This window comes from Rhodanobacter terrae (genome assembly GCF_042657005.1).
Classification (GTDB): Bacteria; Pseudomonadota; Gammaproteobacteria; order Xanthomonadales; family Rhodanobacteraceae; genus Rhodanobacter; species Rhodanobacter terrae.
On sequence record NZ_JBHSNG010000003.1, the window covers coordinates 146,198 to 163,658 of the forward strand.

Consider the following 17,461-nt stretch of genomic DNA (forward strand, 5'->3'; position numbering starts at 1 on the left):
CAGGGCGGGAGTAGTTCAATGGTAGAACATCAGTTTTCCAAACTGATTACGCGGGTTCGATTCCCGCCTTCCGCTCCATTGCTCTGCTTTGATTTGAAGAGTCCGGCGGGAAGCTGGTCTTGATTTTTCCATCATGGAGGATGGCTGAAGTACACCCATACACGCTCATGTAGCTCAGTCGGTAGAGCACTTCCTTGGTAAGGAAGAGGTCACAGGTTCGATTCCTGTTATGAGCACCATCTTTTCGACCGTTACGGTTACCGCCCCGAAAGGGCTAGTTCCTTCCAACTCATTGACTCCATCGGGGTTTAGCGCGCATGGCAAAGGGTAAATTCGAACGCACCAAGCCGCACGTCAACGTCGGCACGATTGGTCACGTGGATCACGGCAAGACGACGCTGACGGCAGCGCTGACGAAGGTCGGTGCGGAACGTTTCGGTGGCGAGTTCAAGGATTACAGCTCGATCGACGCGGCGCCGGAAGAGAAGGCGCGCGGTATCACGATCTCGACCGCCCACGTGGAATACGAGTCGCCGCTGCGCCATTACGCGCACGTGGACTGCCCGGGGCATGCGGATTATGTGAAGAACATGATCACGGGTGCGGCGCAGATGGACGGCGCGATCCTGGTGTGCTCGGCCGCGGACGGCCCGATGCCGCAGACGCGCGAACACATCCTGCTGAGCCGTCAGGTCGGCGTGCCGTACATCATCGTGTACCTGAACAAGGCGGACATGGTGGACGACGCCGAGCTGCTGGAACTGGTCGAGATGGAAGTGCGCGAGCTGCTGACCAAGTACGACTTCCCGGGCGACGACACGCCGATGATCCACGGTTCGGCCAAGCTGGCGCTGGAAGGTGATCAGAGCGAGATCGGCGTGCCGTCGATCATCAAGCTGGTGGACGCGCTGGACAGCTACATCCCGGAGCCGGTGCGCACGATCGACAAGCCGTTCCTGATGCCGGTGGAAGACGTGTTCTCGATCTCGGGCCGCGGCACGGTGGTGACCGGCCGTATCGAGCGGGGCATCATCAAGGTGGGCGACGAAATCGAAGTGGTCGGCATCCGCGACACACAGAAGACCACGGTGACTGGCGTGGAGATGTTCCGCAAGCTGCTGGACCAGGGTCAGGCGGGCGACAACGCCGGTCTGCTGCTGCGCGGCCTGAAGCGCGACGACGTGGAGCGCGGCCAGGTGCTGGCCAAGCCGGGCACGATCACCCCGCATACGGACTTCGAGGCCGAGGTGTATGTGCTGTCCAAGGACGAGGGTGGCCGTCATACGCCGTTCTTCAAGGGCTACCGTCCGCAGTTCTACTTCCGCACGACGGACGTGACCGGTGCGGTGACGCTGCCGGAGGGCGTGGAGATGGTGATGCCGGGCGACAACGTGAAGATGGTGGTGAGCCTGATCCACCCGATCGCGATGGACGAAGGCCTGCGTTTCGCGATTCGCGAAGGCGGCCGTACCGTGGGCGCCGGTGTGGTGGCCAAGGTCATCAAGTAAGATACGAGTGGTGCGCTTCGGTGCACCGCTCGAAGTTCACGGAGGCGAGCGGATTCAAGCCGCTCGCCGTCGTGTTTCAAGTTCAAGCCATGTACGCCAGTAGCTCAATTGGCAGAGCAGCGGTCTCCAAAACCGCAGGTTGGGGGTTCAAGTCCCTCCTGGCGTGCCACTTCCCCGAGGATCGAGACGGGTGACGATGGCAAGGTCGGCCGCAAGGCACGGCATGCTGCTGGCACCTGGTCATTAGTGCATGAATACCAAGGCAGAACAGCCCAAGGGCACGAACGCCGCCGACATCGGCAAGCTGGTACTGGCGGTGCTGGTGCTGGCTGCCGGCATCTTTGCCTATTCCTGGCTGGGCAGAGACGGCAACATTTCCTCTTCGGTACGCCTGCTGGGCGTTCTGGCCGCGCTGGTGCTGGCGCTGGCGATCGCCGCGTTCACCGCGCCGGGTCGGCGCATGCGGAATTTCATCGCCGAGTCGCAGTTCGAAATGCGCAAGGTGGTCTGGCCGACTCGCGACGAGACGATCAAGACGACCGGCGTCATTATGTTGGTGGTGGTGGTCTTGTCGCTGCTGCTGGGTCTGATCGACCTGGTCCTGAAGTCGGTCATTCTCGACTGGCTGCTGAAGTTGGGTGGCTGAGGTGAGCATGAGCAAGCGCTGGTATGTGGTGCACGCCTATTCGGGCTTCGAGAATCAGGTGAAACGTTCTCTCGAGGAACGCATCAAGCGTGCCGAGATGGAAGAGAAGTTCGGCGAAGTGCTGGTGCCGACCGAGGAAGTGATCGAAATGCGCAGCGGCCAGAAACGGCGCAGCGAGCGCAAGTTCTTCCCCGGCTACGTGCTGGTGCAGATCGAGACGAATACCGAGGGCAAGGCGCCGCGGATCGACGACGAGTGCTGGCATCTGATCAAGGAAACCCCGAAAGTGATGGGTTTCATCGGCGGTACCGCCGATCGCCCGCTGCCGATCAAGGACAGCGAGGCCGATGCCATCCTCAGTCGCGTGCGCGAAGGCGTCGAGAAGCCCAGGCCCAAGGTGCTGTTCGAGCCGGGCGAGATGGTTCGCGTCACCGAAGGCCCGTTCAACGATTTCAATGGCGTGGTCGAGGAAGTCAACTACGAGAAGAGTCGCCTGCGCGTCGCGGTGCTGATCTTCGGTCGTTCGACCCCGGTCGAGCTGGAATTCGGTCAGGTCGAGAAGGCCTGATTCGGCTGGTTGCTTCATCTTGGCACGGGGCTTGCTGAAAGCCTGACCAATCTCTATACTGCGCGGTTCACGCTGGATCTTTTTGATCCGGCGTGCCCGCGTTTCGGGATCCGCACGAGGCGGATCCGTTCCTTTCATCCACGGATCGGTGCACAGCGAGGAGCCGCAAGGCGCCTGGACTCGCGAGGAAAATCCCATGGCAAAGAAAGTTGTCGGTTACATCAAGTTGCAGGTCAAGGCCGGCCAGGCCAACCCGTCGCCGCCGGTGGGCCCGGCCCTCGGTCAGCGCGGTCTGAACATCATGGAGTTCTGCAAGGCGTTCAATGCCGCCACGCAGAAGCTGGAGCCGGGTCTGCCGATTCCCTGCATCATCACCGCGTACTCCGACCGCAGCTTCACCTTCATCACCAAGACCCCGCCCGCCACGATTCTTCTGAAGAAGATCACCGGCGTCGCCAAGGGTTCGCCCAAGCCGAATACCGACAAGGTCGGCAAGGTCACCCGCAAGCAGCTGGAAGACGTTGCGAAGCAGAAGGAGCCGGATCTGACGGCTGCCGATCTCGACGCCGCGGTGCGCACCATTGCCGGTAGCGCCCGCAGCATGGGTCTTGTGGTGGAGGGTTAAGACATGGCAAAGCTCACGAAGCGTATGAAGACGGCTACGGCCGCCGTGCAGCCGGGCAAGTTCTACGGCCTGGAAGAAGCACTGAAGATCGTCAAGGACAACGCCACGGCGAAGTTCGCCGAGTCGGTGGATGTGGCCGTGCGTCTGGGCATCGACGCCAAGAAGTCCGACCAGGGCGTACGCGGTTCCTCGCTGCTGCCGCACGGCACCGGCAAGACCGTCAAGGTTGCCGTGTTCTGCCCGCCGGGCGAGAAGGCCGAGGCCGCCAAGGCCGCCGGTGCCGATGCCGTCGGCATGGACGACCTGGCTGAGCGCATGCAGGCCGGCGATCTCGACTTCGGTCGCGTGATCGCCACGCCGGACGCAATGCGCGTGGTCGGCAAGCTCGGTCAGCTGCTCGGTCCGCGCGGCCTGATGCCGAACCCGAAGGATGGCTCGGTCACCGCCGACGTCGCCACCGCGGTCAAGAATGCCAAGGCCGGCCAGGTGAAGTTCCGTAACGACAAGGCGGGCATCATCCACGCCACCATCGGCAAGGCCAGCTTCGATGCGGCCCAGCTGGCGGACAACCTCAACACGCTGATCGCCGACCTGCTGAAGGCCAAGCCTTCCACGGCGAAGGGTCAGTTCCTGCAGAAAGTGGCCTTGTCCAGCACGATGGGCGTCGGCGTCGCCGTCGATACCTCGTCGCTGAACATCGCTGCCAAGTAAGACTCAAGTCCTGCATCGGCGGTTTCGTCGATGCAGGCAAGTTTTTGAAGGCAGCCCCGGCCGCGTAGGCCGGAGCAGCCGTCAAAGACCGCAGGCGCGATCAGCGCGCGATGACGACGGGCAGGAAGCTCGCACTGGCAAGGAATCGCCGTCGTCGCCAGCGGGATCGCTTAATCGGGTTTCTCGCGAATCCGGCCTGCGCAGATGGTGCTGCCCGATCTGGAATTGTTCGATCTGTTCTGGAAAGGCCAACACCCGGGACACCCAGTGTCCCCGACGTCAAGGACGGCGTCGCCCAGGACCGCAAGCGGCAGGAGCCGTGAGCGGAGTTCATTTGGAGGAGTGCAATGGCTCTAAATCTGTCTCAGAAGCATGAAGTAGTCGCCGAACTGGCAGAAGTTGCCGCGAAGGCTCACTCCTTGATCGCTGTCGAGTACGCGGGCACCACGGTCGAGCAGATGACCGCGATGCGCAAGAAGGCTCGCGAATCCAAGGTGTTCCTGAAAGTCGTCAAGAACACGCTTGCTTCGCGCGCCGTGGTCGGTACCGAATTCGAGGTCGTCAAGGACGTCCTGGTCGGTCCGCTGCTGTACGCGTTCTCGATGGAAGAACCCGGCGCCGCCGGGCGTCTGATCAAGGAATTCGCCAAGAGCAACGACAAGCTGAAGGCGAAAATCGTCTCGGTGGAAGGCAAGTTGCTGCCGGCTGAGCACGTCGACGTGCTGGCCTCGTTGCCGACCCGCGAACAGGCTCTGGCCATGCTGGCACGTTTGCTGGCCGAACCGGCCTCGATGTTCGCCCGCGCCGTCAAGGCTGTGGCCGACAAGCAGGGTGGTGGCGAAGTCGCCGCCGAAGCCCCGGCCGAAGCCGAGCCCGCCTAAGTTCGTCGTCTATCAAAACTGAATCCATTTCCAGAGGTAAATCAAATGTCCCTGTCCAACGAACAAATCGTTGAAGCCGTAGCCGCCAAGTCACTGATGGAAGTGATGGACCTGGTCAAGGCCATCGAAGAGAAGTTTGGCGTCTCCGCTGCCGCTCCGGTCGCCGCTGCCGGCCCGGCTGCTGCTGCCCCGGTTGCCGAAGCGCAGACCGAATTCGACGTCATCCTGAAGAACGCCGGCGCCAAGAAGGTCGACGTGATCAAGGCCGTTCGCGCGATCACCGGCCTGGGCCTGAAGGAAGCCAAGGACCTCACCGAGGCCGGCGGCGTCCTGAAGGAAGCCGTGTCGAAGGAAGATGCCGAGAAGTTCAAGAAGGACCTCGAAGCTGCCGGCGCAACGGTCGAACTGAAGTAATCGGCGCCCTTGCGCGCTGTCAGTTTGATCTAGCGTCAAGCAAGCCTGGGGGCGCGAGCCCCCGGGCTTTGCCTGCTTTAAGCGGGAATGGGGAATGGAGAATCGGGAATCGTCAGAAAGCACGTGCCTGCCGCTCTGGACGATTCCCGATTCTCGATTCCCAAATCCCCGATTTTTTTCATTCAGCCGGTGTGTGCACCACCGGCGTCACTGCGAACCGAGGCGCTACCGATCATGGCCTACTCGTTTACCGAGAAGAAACGCATCCGCAAGGATTTTGGCAAGCGTCCGCCCGTACTGGGCGTGCCGAACCTGCTGACCATCCAGACCGATTCCTACCGGGAGTTTCTGCAGGAGCACGTCGCGCCCAAACAGCGCGGCGAGAAGGGTTTGCATGCGGCACTGAAATCGGTCTTTCCGATCACCAGTTATTCGGGCAATGCCGCACTGGAATACGTCGATTACCGGCTCGGCGAGCCGGCGTTCGACGAGCGCGAATGCCGCAACCGTGGCATGACCTACGGTGCGCCGCTGCGCACCACCGTGCGCCTGGTCATCTATGACAAGGACAGCCCGGCCTCGAAGAAGGTGGTCAAGTACATCAAGGAGCAGGAGGTCTACATGGGCGAGATTCCGCTCATGACCGAGACCGGCACCTTCATCATCAACGGCACCGAGCGCGTTATCGTCTCGCAGTTGCACCGTTCGCCGGGCGTGTTCTTCGATCACGACCGCGGCAAGACGCACAGCTCGGGCAAGCTGCTGTTCTCGGCTCGCGTGATCCCCTACCGCGGCTCCTGGCTGGACTTCGAGTTCGACCCGAAGGATGCGCTGTTCACCCGCATCGACCGTCGCCGCAAGCTGCCGGTGACCGTGCTGCTGCGTGCGCTGGGCTACAACAACCAGGAGATGCTGGGCATCTTCTTCGAGCACAACGTGTTCCACCTCGGCAAGAAGGGCGGCACCACGCTGGAGCTGGTGGCCGAGCGTCTGCGCGGCGAAACGCTGAGCTTCGATCTGGCGATCGGCGGCAAGGTGCTGGTGGAAGCCGGCAAGCGCATCACTGCGCGTCACGTGCGCCAGCTGGCGGCCGAGAACATCACCGCGCTGGAAGTGCCGGACGACTACCCGGTCGGCCGCATCGTGGCCACCGACATCGTCGACAGCAAGACCGGCGAGCTGCTGGCCTCGGCGAATGACGAGATCACCGCCGAGCAGTTGGATAACTTCCGCAAGGCCGGTATCGAAGTCGTGCCGACGCTGTACGTCAACGACCTCGACCGCGGCGCCTACATTTCGCATACCCTGCGCATCGACAACACCAAGACGCCGCTGGAAGCGCTGGTGGAAATCTATCGCATGATGCGTCCGGGCGAGCCGCCGACCAAGGATGCCGCGCAGAATCTGTTCTTCAACCTGTTCTTCACCTTCGATCGCTACGACCTGTCGGGCGTGGGTCGCATGAAGTTCAACCGTCGCGTGGGCCGCAAGGAAATCCTCGGTCCGGGCGTGCTGTACGACCACAAGTATTTCAGCGAGCGCAAGGAAGAAGAATCGCAGCGACTGGTCAAGGAGCAGGGCGAGACGTCCGACATCCTCGACGTGCTGAAGGTGCTGATCGACATCAAGAACGGTCACGGTACCGTCGATGACATCGATCACCTGGGCAACCGCCGCGTGCGTTCGGTCGGCGAGATGGCCGAGAACACCTTCCGCATCGGTCTGGTGCGCGTCGAGCGTGCGGTGCGCGAGCGCCTGTCGCTGGCCGAGGCCGATGGCCTGACTCCGCAGGACCTGATCAACGCCAAGCCGGTCGCGGCGGCGGTGAAGGAGTTCTTCGGCTCGTCGCAGCTGTCGCAGTTCATGGATCAGAACAACCCGCTATCCGAAGTGACGCACAAGCGCCGTGTCTCCGCGCTCGGGCCGGGCGGCCTGACCCGCGAGCGCGCAGGCTTCGAAGTGCGCGACGTGCATCCGACCCATTACGGCCGTGTCTGCACCATCGAAACGCCGGAAGGTCCGAACATCGGCCTGATCAACTCGCTGGCCGTGTACGCGCGCACCAACTCGTATGGCTTCCTCGAGACGCCGTACCGCAAGGTGGCGAACAGCAAGGTGACCGACAAGGTCGACTACCTGTCCGCGATCGAGGAAGGCGACCACGTGATCGCGCAGGCGAACTCGCCGCTGGACAAGCACGGCGGTTTCGTCGAGGACTTCGTGTCCTGCCGTTTCCGTGGCGAGTCCGAGCTGCGTCCGGCCGCTGAAGTCGACTACATGGACGTCTCGCCGATGCAGACCGTATCGGTCGCGGCGGCGCTGGTGCCGTTCCTGGAGCACGACGATGCGAACCGAGCCCTGATGGGTGCGAACATGCAGCGTCAGGCCGTGCCGACGCTGCGTTCGCAGACTCCGCTGGTGGGTACCGGCATCGAGCGCGCCGTGGCGCGCGACTCCGGCGTCATCGTTTCCGCCAAGCGCGGCGGCGTGATCGATCAGGTCGATGCGGCCCGTATCGTGGTGCGCGTGAACGAGGAAGAGGTCGGCGACAACGATGCCGGCGTCGATATCTACACGCTGACCAAGTACACCCGCTCCAACCAGAACACCAACCTCAACCAGCGTCCGCTGGTCAACGTGGGTGACGTGGTGGCGGTGGGCGACACGCTGGCCGACGGTTCGTCGACCGATCTGGGCGAGCTCGCGCTCGGCCAGAACATGCTGATCGCCTTCATGCCGTGGAACGGCTACAACTTCGAAGACTCGATCCTGCTGTCCGAGCGCGTCGTGCAGGAAGACCGCTATACCTCGATCCACATCGAAGAGCTGTCCTGCATCGCGCGCGACACCAAGCTGGGCGCCGAGGAAATCACCGCCGACATCCCGAACGTGGGCGAACAGGCGCTGGCGCGTCTGGACGAGTCGGGCATCGTCTACATCGGTGCCGAGGTGAAGGCCGGCGACATCATGGTCGGCAAGGTCACGCCGAAGGGCGAGAGCCAGCTGACCCCGGAAGAGAAGCTGCTGCGCGCGATCTTCGGCGAGAAGGCGTCCGACGTGAAGGACAGCTCGCTGCGCGTGCCGCCGGGCATGGACGGCACCGTCATCGACGTGCAGGTGTTCACCCGGGACGGCATCGAGAAGGACAAGCGCGCCAAGCAGATCGAGGAGACCGAGGTCAAGCGGATCCGCAAGGATCTGGACGATCAGTTCCGCATCCTCGAAGGCGCGATCTACAGCCGCATGCGTACCCAACTCGTCGGCAAGTCCGCGATGAGCGGTCCGGGCGGTCTGAAGCGCGGCGCCGAAATCACCGACGCCTATCTGGACGGCCTGAAGAAGGACGACTGGTTCAAGATCAACGTCAAGGACGAGGAAGTCACCGAGTTCCTCGAGCGCGCGGCCGATCAGGTCAAGCGCCACAAGGAGGAGTTCGACAAGCGCTTCAAGGAGAAGCAGGGCAAGATCACCCAGGGTGACGATCTGGCGCCGGGCGTGCTGAAGATGGTCAAGGTGTTCCTGGCCGTCAAGCGCCGCATCCAGCCGGGCGACAAGATGGCCGGCCGTCACGGCAACAAGGGCGTGGTCTCCAACGTGGTGCCGGTCGAGGACATGCCGTACTCCGCCGACGGCGTGCCGGTCGACATCGTGCTGAACCCGCTGGGCGTGCCGTCGCGCATGAACATCGGCCAGATTCTGGAAGTCCATCTGGGCTGGGCAGCCAAGGGCCTGGGCAAGAAGATCCAGAAGATGCTCGAGGCGCAGGAGAAGGTCGGCAAGATCCGCGAGTTCCTCGACCAGATCTACAACACCCATGTGGCAGGTGCCGTGCAGCACGTCGACCTGAAGTCGCTCACCGACAAGGAGATCTTCGCGCTCGCCACCAATCTGCAGGAAGGCGTGCCGATGGCGACGCCGGTGTTCGACGGTGCGGAAGAGACCGAGATCAAGGCGATGCTGAAGCTTGCCGACCTGCCGGAATCCGGTCAGACCATGTTGTTCGACGGTCGCACCGGCGAGTCGTTCGATCGCCCGGTCACCGTCGGCTACATGCATTACCTCAAGCTCAACCATCTGGTCGACGACAAGATGCACGCCCGCTCCACCGGCCCGTACTCGCTGGTCACCCAGCAACCGCTGGGCGGCAAGGCACAGTTCGGCGGTCAGCGCTTCGGCGAGATGGAAGTGTGGGCTCTGGAAGCCTACGGCGCGGCCTACACCTTGCAGGAAATGCTGACGGTGAAGTCCGACGACGTGCAGGGCCGTAACCAGATGTACAAGAACATTGTCGACGGTAACCACGAGATGACCGCAGGCATGCCGGAATCCTTCAACGTGCTGGTGAAGGAAATCCGCTCGCTTGCCATCGACATCGATCTGGAAGAGATCAAGTGATCCGCGCAGTCACCGGAGATTTCGAATGAAAGACTTGCTCAATCTGTTCAACCAGCAGCGCGCGACGCCGGATTTCGACGCGATCAAGATCGCGCTGGCCTCGCCGGAGCTGATCCGTTCATGGTCGTACGGCGAAGTGAAAAAGCCGGAAACCATCAACTACCGCACCTTCAAGCCGGAGCGTGACGGCCTGTTCTGCGCCGCCATCTTCGGTCCGGTGAAGGACTACGAGTGCCTGTGCGGCAAGTACAAGCGCATGAAGCATCGTGGCGTGGTCTGCGAGAAGTGCGGCACGGAAGTGACACTGGCCAAGGTGCGCCGCGAGCGCATGGGCCACATCGAGCTGGCCAGCCCGACGGCGCACATCTGGTTCCTCAAGTCGCTGCCCTCGCGCATCGGCCTGATGCTGGACATGACGCTGCGCGACATCGAGCGCATCCTGTACTTCGAGGCCTTCGTGGTGATCGATCCGGGCATGACCGCGCTCGAGCGCGGTCAGCTGCTCAGCGAAGATCAGTACCTGGAAGCGACCGAAGAGCACGGCGACGAGTTCGACGCGCGCATGGGCGCAGAAGCGGTGTTCCACCTGCTGAAGTCGCTCGACCTGCCGGGCGAAGTGATACGCCTGAAGGAAGAGATCACCTCCACCAACTCCGAGACCAAGCTGAAGCGGCTGACCAAGCGCGTCAAGCTGATCGAGGCGTTCCTGGAGTCCGGCAACAAGCCGGAGTGGATGGTGCTGACCGTTCTGCCCGTGCTGCCGCCGGACCTGCGTCCGCTGGTGCCGCTGGACGGTGGCCGTTTCGCCACCTCCGATCTGAACGATCTGTACCGTCGCGTGATCAACCGCAACAACCGACTGAAGCGTCTGCTCGAGCTCAATGCGCCCGACATCATCGTGCGCAACGAGAAGCGCATGCTGCAGGAATCGGTCGATGCGCTGCTCGACAACGGCCGCCGCGGCCGTGCCATCACCGGCACCAACAAGCGTGCGCTGAAGTCGCTCGCCGACATGATCAAGGGCAAGCAGGGCCGCTTCCGCCAGAACCTGCTCGGCAAGCGCGTGGACTATTCCGGTCGTTCGGTGATCGTGGTCGGTCCGACCCTGCGCCTGCACCAGTGCGGTCTGCCCAAGAAGATGGCGCTGGAGCTGTTCAAGCCGTTCATCTTCGCCAAGCTGCAGGCGCGTGGCGAAGCCACCACCATCAAGGCGGCCAAGAAGCTGGTCGAGCGCGAAGAGGCCCAGGTGTGGGACATCCTCGAAGAGGTGATCCGCGAGCATCCGGTGCTGCTGAACCGCGCACCGACGCTGCATCGTCTGGGCATCCAGGCGTTCGAGCCGAAGCTCATCGAAGGCAAGGCGATCCAGCTGCATCCGCTGGTGTGTACCGCGTTCAACGCCGACTTCGACGGTGATCAGATGGCCGTCCATGTGCCGCTGTCGATCGAGGCGCAGCTGGAAGCGCGCACGCTGATGATGTCGTCCAACAACATCCTCAGCCCGGCCAACGGCGAGCCGATCATCGTGCCGACCCAGGACGTGGTGCTGGGTCTGTACTACATGACCCGCGAGCTAATCAACGTCAAGGGCAGCGGCATGGTGTTCTCCGGCATTGCCGAGGCGCGGCGTGCCTACGACAACCGTGCGGTTGAACTGCACGCCAAGGTCAAGGTGCGCCTGAAGCTGGTGCACATCGCCGAGGACGGCACCCGCACGCACGAGACCAAGATCGTCGACACCACCGTCGGCCGCGCCCTGCTGGCGGAAATCCTGCCGGAAGGCCTGCCGTTCGAGCTGGCCAACACCGAGCTGACCAAGAAGAACATCTCGCGCCTGATCAACTCCAGCTACCGTTTGCTGGGCTTGAAAGAGACCGTGGTCTTCGCCGACAAGCTGATGTACACCGGCTACCGTTTCGCCACGCGTGCGGGCATCTCGATCGGCATCGACGACATGCTGATTCCGGCCGAGAAAAAGCCCATTCTGGAAGAAGCCGAGAAGGAAGTCGTCGAGATCCAGCAGCAGTATCAGTCGGGTCTGGTCACCGCCGGCGAGCGTTACAACAAGGTGGTCGACATCTGGTCGCGCACCAGCGAACTGGTCGCCAAGGCGATGATCGACGGCATCGGCACCGAGAAGGTGATGGATGCCGACGGCAAGATGGTCAACCAGAAGTCGATGAACTCGCTCTACATCATGGCCGACTCCGGCGCCCGCGGCTCGGTGGCGCAGATTCGTCAGCTGGCCGGCATGCGTGGCCTGATGGCGCGTCCGGACGGCTCGATCATCGAGACCCCGATCAAGGCCAACTTCCGCGAAGGCCTGAACGTGTTGCAGTACTTCAACTCGACCCATGGCGCTCGCAAGGGCCTGGCGGATACCGCGTTGAAGACTGCGAACTCCGGTTACCTGACCCGTCGACTGGTCGACGTGGCGCAGGACGTGGTCATCACGATGGACGACTGCGGTACCGAGGACGGCGTGATCATGCAGCCGATCGTCGAAGGCGGCGACGTGGTCGAGCCGTTGCGCGAGCGCGTGCTGGGCCGTGTGGTGGTCGAAGACGTCTACGCCCCCGGCGACGACGACCAGCCGATCGTCACCCGCGACACCTTGCTCAACGAGGCGCTGGTCGAGAAGCTCGACAAGGCCGGCGTGCAGATCATCAAGGTGCGTTCGCCGATTACCTGCGCCGCCGCCCATGGCGTGTGCAAGCTGTGCTACGGCCGCGATCTGGCCCGTGGCCACCTGGTCAACATGGGCGAGGCCGTGGGCGTGGTCGCCGCGCAGTCGATCGGTGAGCCGGGTACCCAGCTGACCATGCGTACGTTCCACATCGGTGGTGCGGCTTCGCGTGCGGCGGCGGTGGACAACGTGACGGTGAAGACCACTGGTTCGCTGAAATACAACAACCTCAAGTCCGTACAGCATAAACAGGGACACATGGTCGCTGTGTCACGCTCCGGCGAGCTCAGCGTGATCGATGCCAGCGGTCGCGAGCGCGAGCGCTACAAGGTGCCGTACGGTGCCATCATCGCAGTCAAGGATGGTGCATCGGTCAAGCCTGGCCAGACCGTCGCGAACTGGGACCCGCATACCCATCCGATCGTCACCGAAGTGGCCGGCGTGGTGCGCTTCATCGACTTCCTCGATGGCGTCACCGTGCAGAGCCAGACCGACGAACTGACCGGTCTGGAGTCGGCGGTGGTCACCGATCCGAAGCGTCGCGGCGCGCAGGCGAAGGACCTGCGTCCGATCGTGCGCCTGGAAGACGCCAAGGGCAGGGAGCTCAAGCTGCCGGGTACCGACATCGCGGCGCAGTACTTCCTGCCGGCCGGTGCGATCGTGTCGATCCAGAACGGTGCCGAAGTGGGCGTGGGCGACGTGGTTGCCCGTATTCCGCAGGAGACCTCGAAGACCCGCGACATCACCGGCGGTCTGCCGCGCGTGGCCGATCTGTTCGAGGCACGCAAGCCGAAGGAGCCGGCGATCCTCGCCGAGCGCTCCGGCATCATCAGCTTCGGCAAGGACACCAAGGGCAAGCAGCGCCTGATCATCAAGGACGTCGACGGCAACGAGCACGAGGAACTGATTCCGAAGTGGCGTCAGGTCATCGTGTTCGAGGGCGAGCATGTGGAGAAGGGCGAAACCGTCGTCGACGGCGAGCCGAGCCCGCATGACATCCTGCGTCTGCTGGGCGTGGAGCCGCTGGCCTCGTACCTGGTCAAGGAAATCCAGGACGTGTACCGCCTGCAGGGCGTGAAGATCAACGACAAGCACATCGAGGCGATCATTCGCCAGATGCTGCGCAAGGTCGAGATCGTCGAGCCGGGTGACAGCCATTATCTGCGCGGCGAGCAGATCGAGCGCGTACGCATCAATGGCGAAAACGACCGTGCGGTAGCCAAGGGCGAACGTCCGGCCGAGTACCAGTCGATCCTGCTGGGCATCACCAAGGCATCGCTGGCGACCGAGTCGTTCATTTCGGCGGCCTCGTTCCAGGAAACCACCCGCGTCCTTACCGAGGCGGCGGTTCGTGGCACGCGCGACACCTTGCGGGGCCTGAAGGAAAATGTTATTGTCGGCCGTCTTATTCCGGCAGGTACAGGTCTGGCGTACCACGCAGCGCGTCGTCGCCAGGGCGGTTTGTCCGCTTCGGATCTGGAGACTCTCTCCGGTTCCACGCCTGCAACCTCGTTCGCCGAGGCCCCGGTCGGTAGTGATAACGATGTCGAGTGAACCCGTTCAGGGTTCCATTCGCTGACATACGAAATGAGGTGCATGGACGCACCTCGTGTTCGGGTCATGGACGGCAGAGCGCTGGCTTGCCTCTGGCAGGCTGCTCATGTTAAATTCCCGCTTCTTGGCAGACCGAACTTGATCGGGCTGCCTTTATGTTTTCAGGAACAGCTTCGCATGACGACAGTCAACCAATTGGTGCGCAAATCCCGCAGCCCCAAGACCTACAAGAGCGGCTCGCCGGCACTGCAGAGCAGCCCGCAGCGTCGTGGTGTCTGCACGCGCGTTTATACGACCACCCCGAAAAAGCCGAACTCGGCGTTGCGCAAGGTCGCCAAGGTGCGCCTGACCAACGGTTTCGAGATCATCAGCTATATCGGCGGTGAAGGTCACAACCTGCAGGAGCACTCGGTGGTGCTGATCCGAGGCGGTCGCGTCAAGGATCTGCCCGGTGTGCGTTATCACACAGTACGCGGCAGCCTCGATTGCGCTGGTGTCACCAAGCGTCGTCAATCGCGCTCGAAGTACGGCGCCAAGCGCCCGAAGAAGTGATCTTATTGAAGAGTGCGGCCAGGATGGCCGCTTTTCTGGCGGGCAGGGATGCCCGCAAAAAAATAACGGACAAAAAACATGTCGCGTAAAGGTTCACATCCCGCCCGTCTGATCCTGCCGGATCCCAAGCATGGCAGCCAGCTGATTGCCCGCTTCATCAACATGGTGATGAAGAGCGGCAAGAAGTCCGTGGCCGAGAGCATCGTCTACGGTGCACTGCAGCACATCGGCGAGAAGAACGCCGAGCCGGTGGCTCTGGTCGAGAAGGCGCTCAACAACATCGCTCCGGCGGTCGAGGTGAAGTCCCGCCGGGTCGGCGGCGCCACTTACCAGGTGCCGGTCGAAGTGCGTCCGGGTCGCCGCATGGCGCTGGCCATGCGCTGGGTCATCGATGCCGCGCGCAAGCGTGGCGAGACGTCGATGCCGCGCAAGCTCGCAGCCGAACTGCTTGAAGCTTCGGAGAGCCGCGGCGGTGCGGCCAAGAAGCGCGAAGAGACCCATCGCATGGCGGAAGCCAACAAGGCCTTCTCGCACTACCGCTGGTAATTGTTTTGCCGTCCTCCGCGACGGCAAAGAAAAAGCCCGCCGTCCAAGGCGGGCCATTGAGGTTCAAGCCGTTGTTTCCGACGGCAAGAACGATCCGGCGCCCATGCCGGACTTTTCATTAGAAGCGCGGCCCGGACGGCTGTTTCGAAGCAGGGCAGGTAGCCCGACACAGGTATATACCCATGGCACGCACCACTCCAATCGACCGCTATCGCAACTTCGGCATCATGGCTCACATCGATGCCGGCAAGACCACGACCACGGAGCGCATCCTGTTCTACACGGGCGTCAGTCACAAGATTGGCGAAGTGCACGACGGTGCGGCCACGATGGACTGGATGGAGCAGGAGCAGGAGCGCGGCATCACCATCACGTCGGCGGCGACGACGGCGTTCTGGAAGGGCATGGATGGCTCGATGGAGCAGCATCGCTTCAACATCATCGACACCCCGGGACACGTCGACTTCACCATCGAAGTCGAGCGTTCGTTGCGCGTGCTCGATGGCGCCGTGTTCGTGTTGTGCGCGGTGGGTGGTGTGCAGCCGCAGTCCGAGACGGTTTGGCGCCAGGCCAACAAGTACAAGGTGCCGCGTCTGGCCTTCGTCAACAAGATGGACCGCACCGGCGCCAATTTCGACAAGGTGATTGCGCAGCTGAAGGCGCGCCTCGGCGCGCATCCGGTCCCGATGCAGGTGCCGATCGGTGCCGAAGACGGCTTCGAGGGCGTAGTCGACCTGCTCAAGATGAAGGCGATCATCTGGGACATGGAATCCCAGGGCATGAAGTTCGAGTACCGCGAGGTTCCGGCCGAGCTGGCCGACAAGGCTGCCGAGGCACGCAGCTACATGGTCGAGTCCGCCGCCGAAGCCACCGAAGAGCTGATGACCAAGTATCTCGAAGGGGGCGACCTCACCGAGAGCGAGATCATCGCCGGTCTTCGCATGCGCACGTTGGCGAACGAAGTCATCCCGACCTATTGCGGTACGGCGTTCAAGAACAAGGGCGTCCAGGCGATGCTCGACGCGGTGGTGCAGTTGCTGCCGTCGCCGTCCGACCGTCCGCCGGTCGCCGGTATCGACGAAGACGACAACGAGGCCACGCGCAAGGCTGACGACGCTGCGCCGTTCTCCGCGCTCGCGTTCAAGATCATGACCGATCCGTTCGTCGGGTCGCTGACGTTCTTCCGTGTCTATTCGGGCACGCTGAACTCGGGCGACGCCGTGTACAACCCGGTCAAGAGCAAGAAGGAGCGCATCGGCCGCATCCTGCAGATGCACGCGAACGAGCGTCAGGAGCTGAAGGAAGTCCGTGCCGGCGACATCGCCGCCGCGGTCGGCCTGAAGGACGTGACGACCGGTGACACGCTGTGCGCGCAGGATCACATCATCACTCTGGAGCGCATGACGTTCCCCGAGCCGGTGATCTCGATGGCGGTCGAACCGAAGACCAAGTCGGACCAGGAAAAGATGGGTGTCGCCCTCGGCCGTCTGGCCGCGGAAGACCCGTCGTTCCGCGTGCGTACGGACGAGGAGTCGGGCCAGACGATCATCTCCGGCATGGGCGAGCTTCACCTGGACATCCTGGTGGACCGCATGCGTCGCGAGTTCAACGTCGAGGCCAATGTCGGCAAGCCGCAGGTGGCTTACCGCGAGACGATCCGCTCGTCGGACGTCAAGTCGGATTACAAGCACGCCAAGCAGTCCGGCGGCAAGGGTCAGTACGGTCACGTCGTGATCGAGCTGTCCCCGATGACCGAGGCCGATCGTGCCGATCCGAACGTGAAGAACGATTTCCTCTTCGTCAACGACATCACCGGCGGCGTGATTCCGAAGGAATTCATCCCGTCGGTCGAAAAAGGCCTGCGCGAGACCATCACCAGCGGTCCACTGGCCGGCTTCCCGGTCGTGGGCGTGAAGGTAAAGCTCGTGTTCGGTTCCTATCACGACGTCGACTCGTCCGAAATGGCGTTCAAGCTCGCCGCGTCGATGGCGTTCAAGCAGGGCTTCGCGAAGGCATCGCCGGTGTTGCTCGAGCCGATCATGAAGATCGAAGTGGTGACGCCGGAAGATTACGTCGGCGATGTCATGGGCGACCTGAGCCGCCGTCGTGGTTTGCTGCAGGGCCAGGACGACACGCCGTCGGGCAAGACCATCGATGCGATGGTTCCGCTCGGCGAGATGTTCGGTTATGCGACGACCATTCGTTCGCTGACCCAGGGCCGCGCCACCTTCACGATGGAATTCGACCATTACGCCGAGGCGCCGAACAACGTTGCCGAGCAGGTCATAAAGAAGGCCTGATAAGGCCGACTTTTCCATGCTTAATTAGTGCGATCGTCCCTGATCGCGAAGATCAAAAGGCGGCCTTCCATGGCC

General features: G+C 62.7%; 12 protein-coding genes and 3 tRNA genes. All 15 read left to right on the top strand.

The genetic code is table 11. The features are described from left to right. Positions 1–4: 4 nt before the first annotated feature. The 15 genes from ACFPPB_RS04345 (at position 5) to fusA (ending at position 17,386) form a co-directional block, all read left to right on the top strand. Positions 5–78, top strand: a tRNA-Gly gene (locus ACFPPB_RS04345). 85 nt (positions 79–163) lie between these two features. Further along, positions 164–239, top strand: a tRNA-Thr gene (locus ACFPPB_RS04350). A gap of 78 nt (positions 240–317) precedes the next feature. Beyond that, positions 318–1,508 carry an elongation factor Tu gene (tuf, locus tag ACFPPB_RS04355; RefSeq protein WP_377324762.1) on the top strand — a complete coding sequence of 397 codons (1,191 nt, stop codon included), beginning with the start codon at positions 318–320 and terminating at the stop codon, positions 1,506–1,508. 93 nt (positions 1,509–1,601) lie between these two features. Continuing rightward, positions 1,602–1,677 (top strand) — tRNA-Trp (locus tag ACFPPB_RS04360). Positions 1,678–1,758: 81 nt separating this feature from the next. Further along, entirely contained in the window at positions 1,759–2,154 is a 396-nt protein-coding gene (gene secE, locus ACFPPB_RS04365; RefSeq protein ID WP_377324764.1) for a preprotein translocase subunit SecE, read from the top strand. A 7-nt stretch (positions 2,155–2,161) separates the two neighbouring features. After that, complete coding sequence (gene nusG / locus ACFPPB_RS04370; RefSeq protein ID WP_377324766.1) at positions 2,162–2,722, top strand: transcription termination/antitermination protein NusG; 561 nt, start codon at positions 2,162–2,164, stop codon at positions 2,720–2,722. A 196-nt stretch (positions 2,723–2,918) separates the two neighbouring features. Continuing rightward, positions 2,919–3,347, top strand: a complete 429-nt coding sequence (gene rplK / locus ACFPPB_RS04375) for a 50S ribosomal protein L11 (protein ID WP_072759980.1) — start codon at positions 2,919–2,921, stop codon at positions 3,345–3,347. A 3-nt stretch (positions 3,348–3,350) separates the two neighbouring features. Then, the gene (gene rplA / locus ACFPPB_RS04380) at positions 3,351–4,058 is read left to right on the top strand and encodes a 50S ribosomal protein L1 (RefSeq protein ID WP_377324769.1); all 708 of its coding nucleotides are present in this window, start codon (positions 3,351–3,353) and stop codon (positions 4,056–4,058) included. Positions 4,059–4,405: 347 nt separating this feature from the next. Then, entirely contained in the window at positions 4,406–4,939 is a 534-nt protein-coding gene (gene rplJ / locus ACFPPB_RS04385; RefSeq protein WP_377324771.1) for a 50S ribosomal protein L10, read from the top strand. Positions 4,940–4,984: 45 nt separating this feature from the next. Then, a complete protein-coding gene (gene rplL, locus ACFPPB_RS04390) occupies positions 4,985–5,353 on the top strand; it encodes a 50S ribosomal protein L7/L12 (RefSeq protein WP_072757775.1) in 369 nt (122 codons plus the stop codon). A gap of 231 nt (positions 5,354–5,584) precedes the next feature. Next, positions 5,585–9,748 carry a DNA-directed RNA polymerase subunit beta gene (gene rpoB, locus ACFPPB_RS04395; RefSeq protein ID WP_465269346.1) on the top strand — a complete coding sequence of 1,388 codons (4,164 nt, stop codon included), beginning with the start codon at positions 5,585–5,587 and terminating at the stop codon, positions 9,746–9,748. A gap of 25 nt (positions 9,749–9,773) precedes the next feature. Then, entirely contained in the window at positions 9,774–13,988 is a 4,215-nt protein-coding gene (gene rpoC, locus ACFPPB_RS04400; protein ID WP_377324775.1) for a DNA-directed RNA polymerase subunit beta', read from the top strand. 177 nt (positions 13,989–14,165) lie between these two features. Continuing rightward, positions 14,166–14,540 (top strand): 30S ribosomal protein S12, encoded by a 375-nt coding sequence (rpsL, locus tag ACFPPB_RS04405; RefSeq protein WP_056386848.1) that lies wholly within the window; start codon positions 14,166–14,168, stop codon positions 14,538–14,540. A 78-nt stretch (positions 14,541–14,618) separates the two neighbouring features. Beyond that, positions 14,619–15,086 (top strand): 30S ribosomal protein S7, encoded by a 468-nt coding sequence (gene rpsG, locus ACFPPB_RS04410; protein WP_072757771.1) that lies wholly within the window; start codon positions 14,619–14,621, stop codon positions 15,084–15,086. A gap of 182 nt (positions 15,087–15,268) precedes the next feature. Beyond that, on the top strand, positions 15,269–17,386 hold the full coding sequence (gene fusA, locus ACFPPB_RS04415) for an elongation factor G (protein ID WP_377324778.1): 2,118 nt from the start codon (positions 15,269–15,271) through the stop codon (positions 17,384–17,386). Positions 17,387–17,461 lie beyond the last annotated feature (75 nt).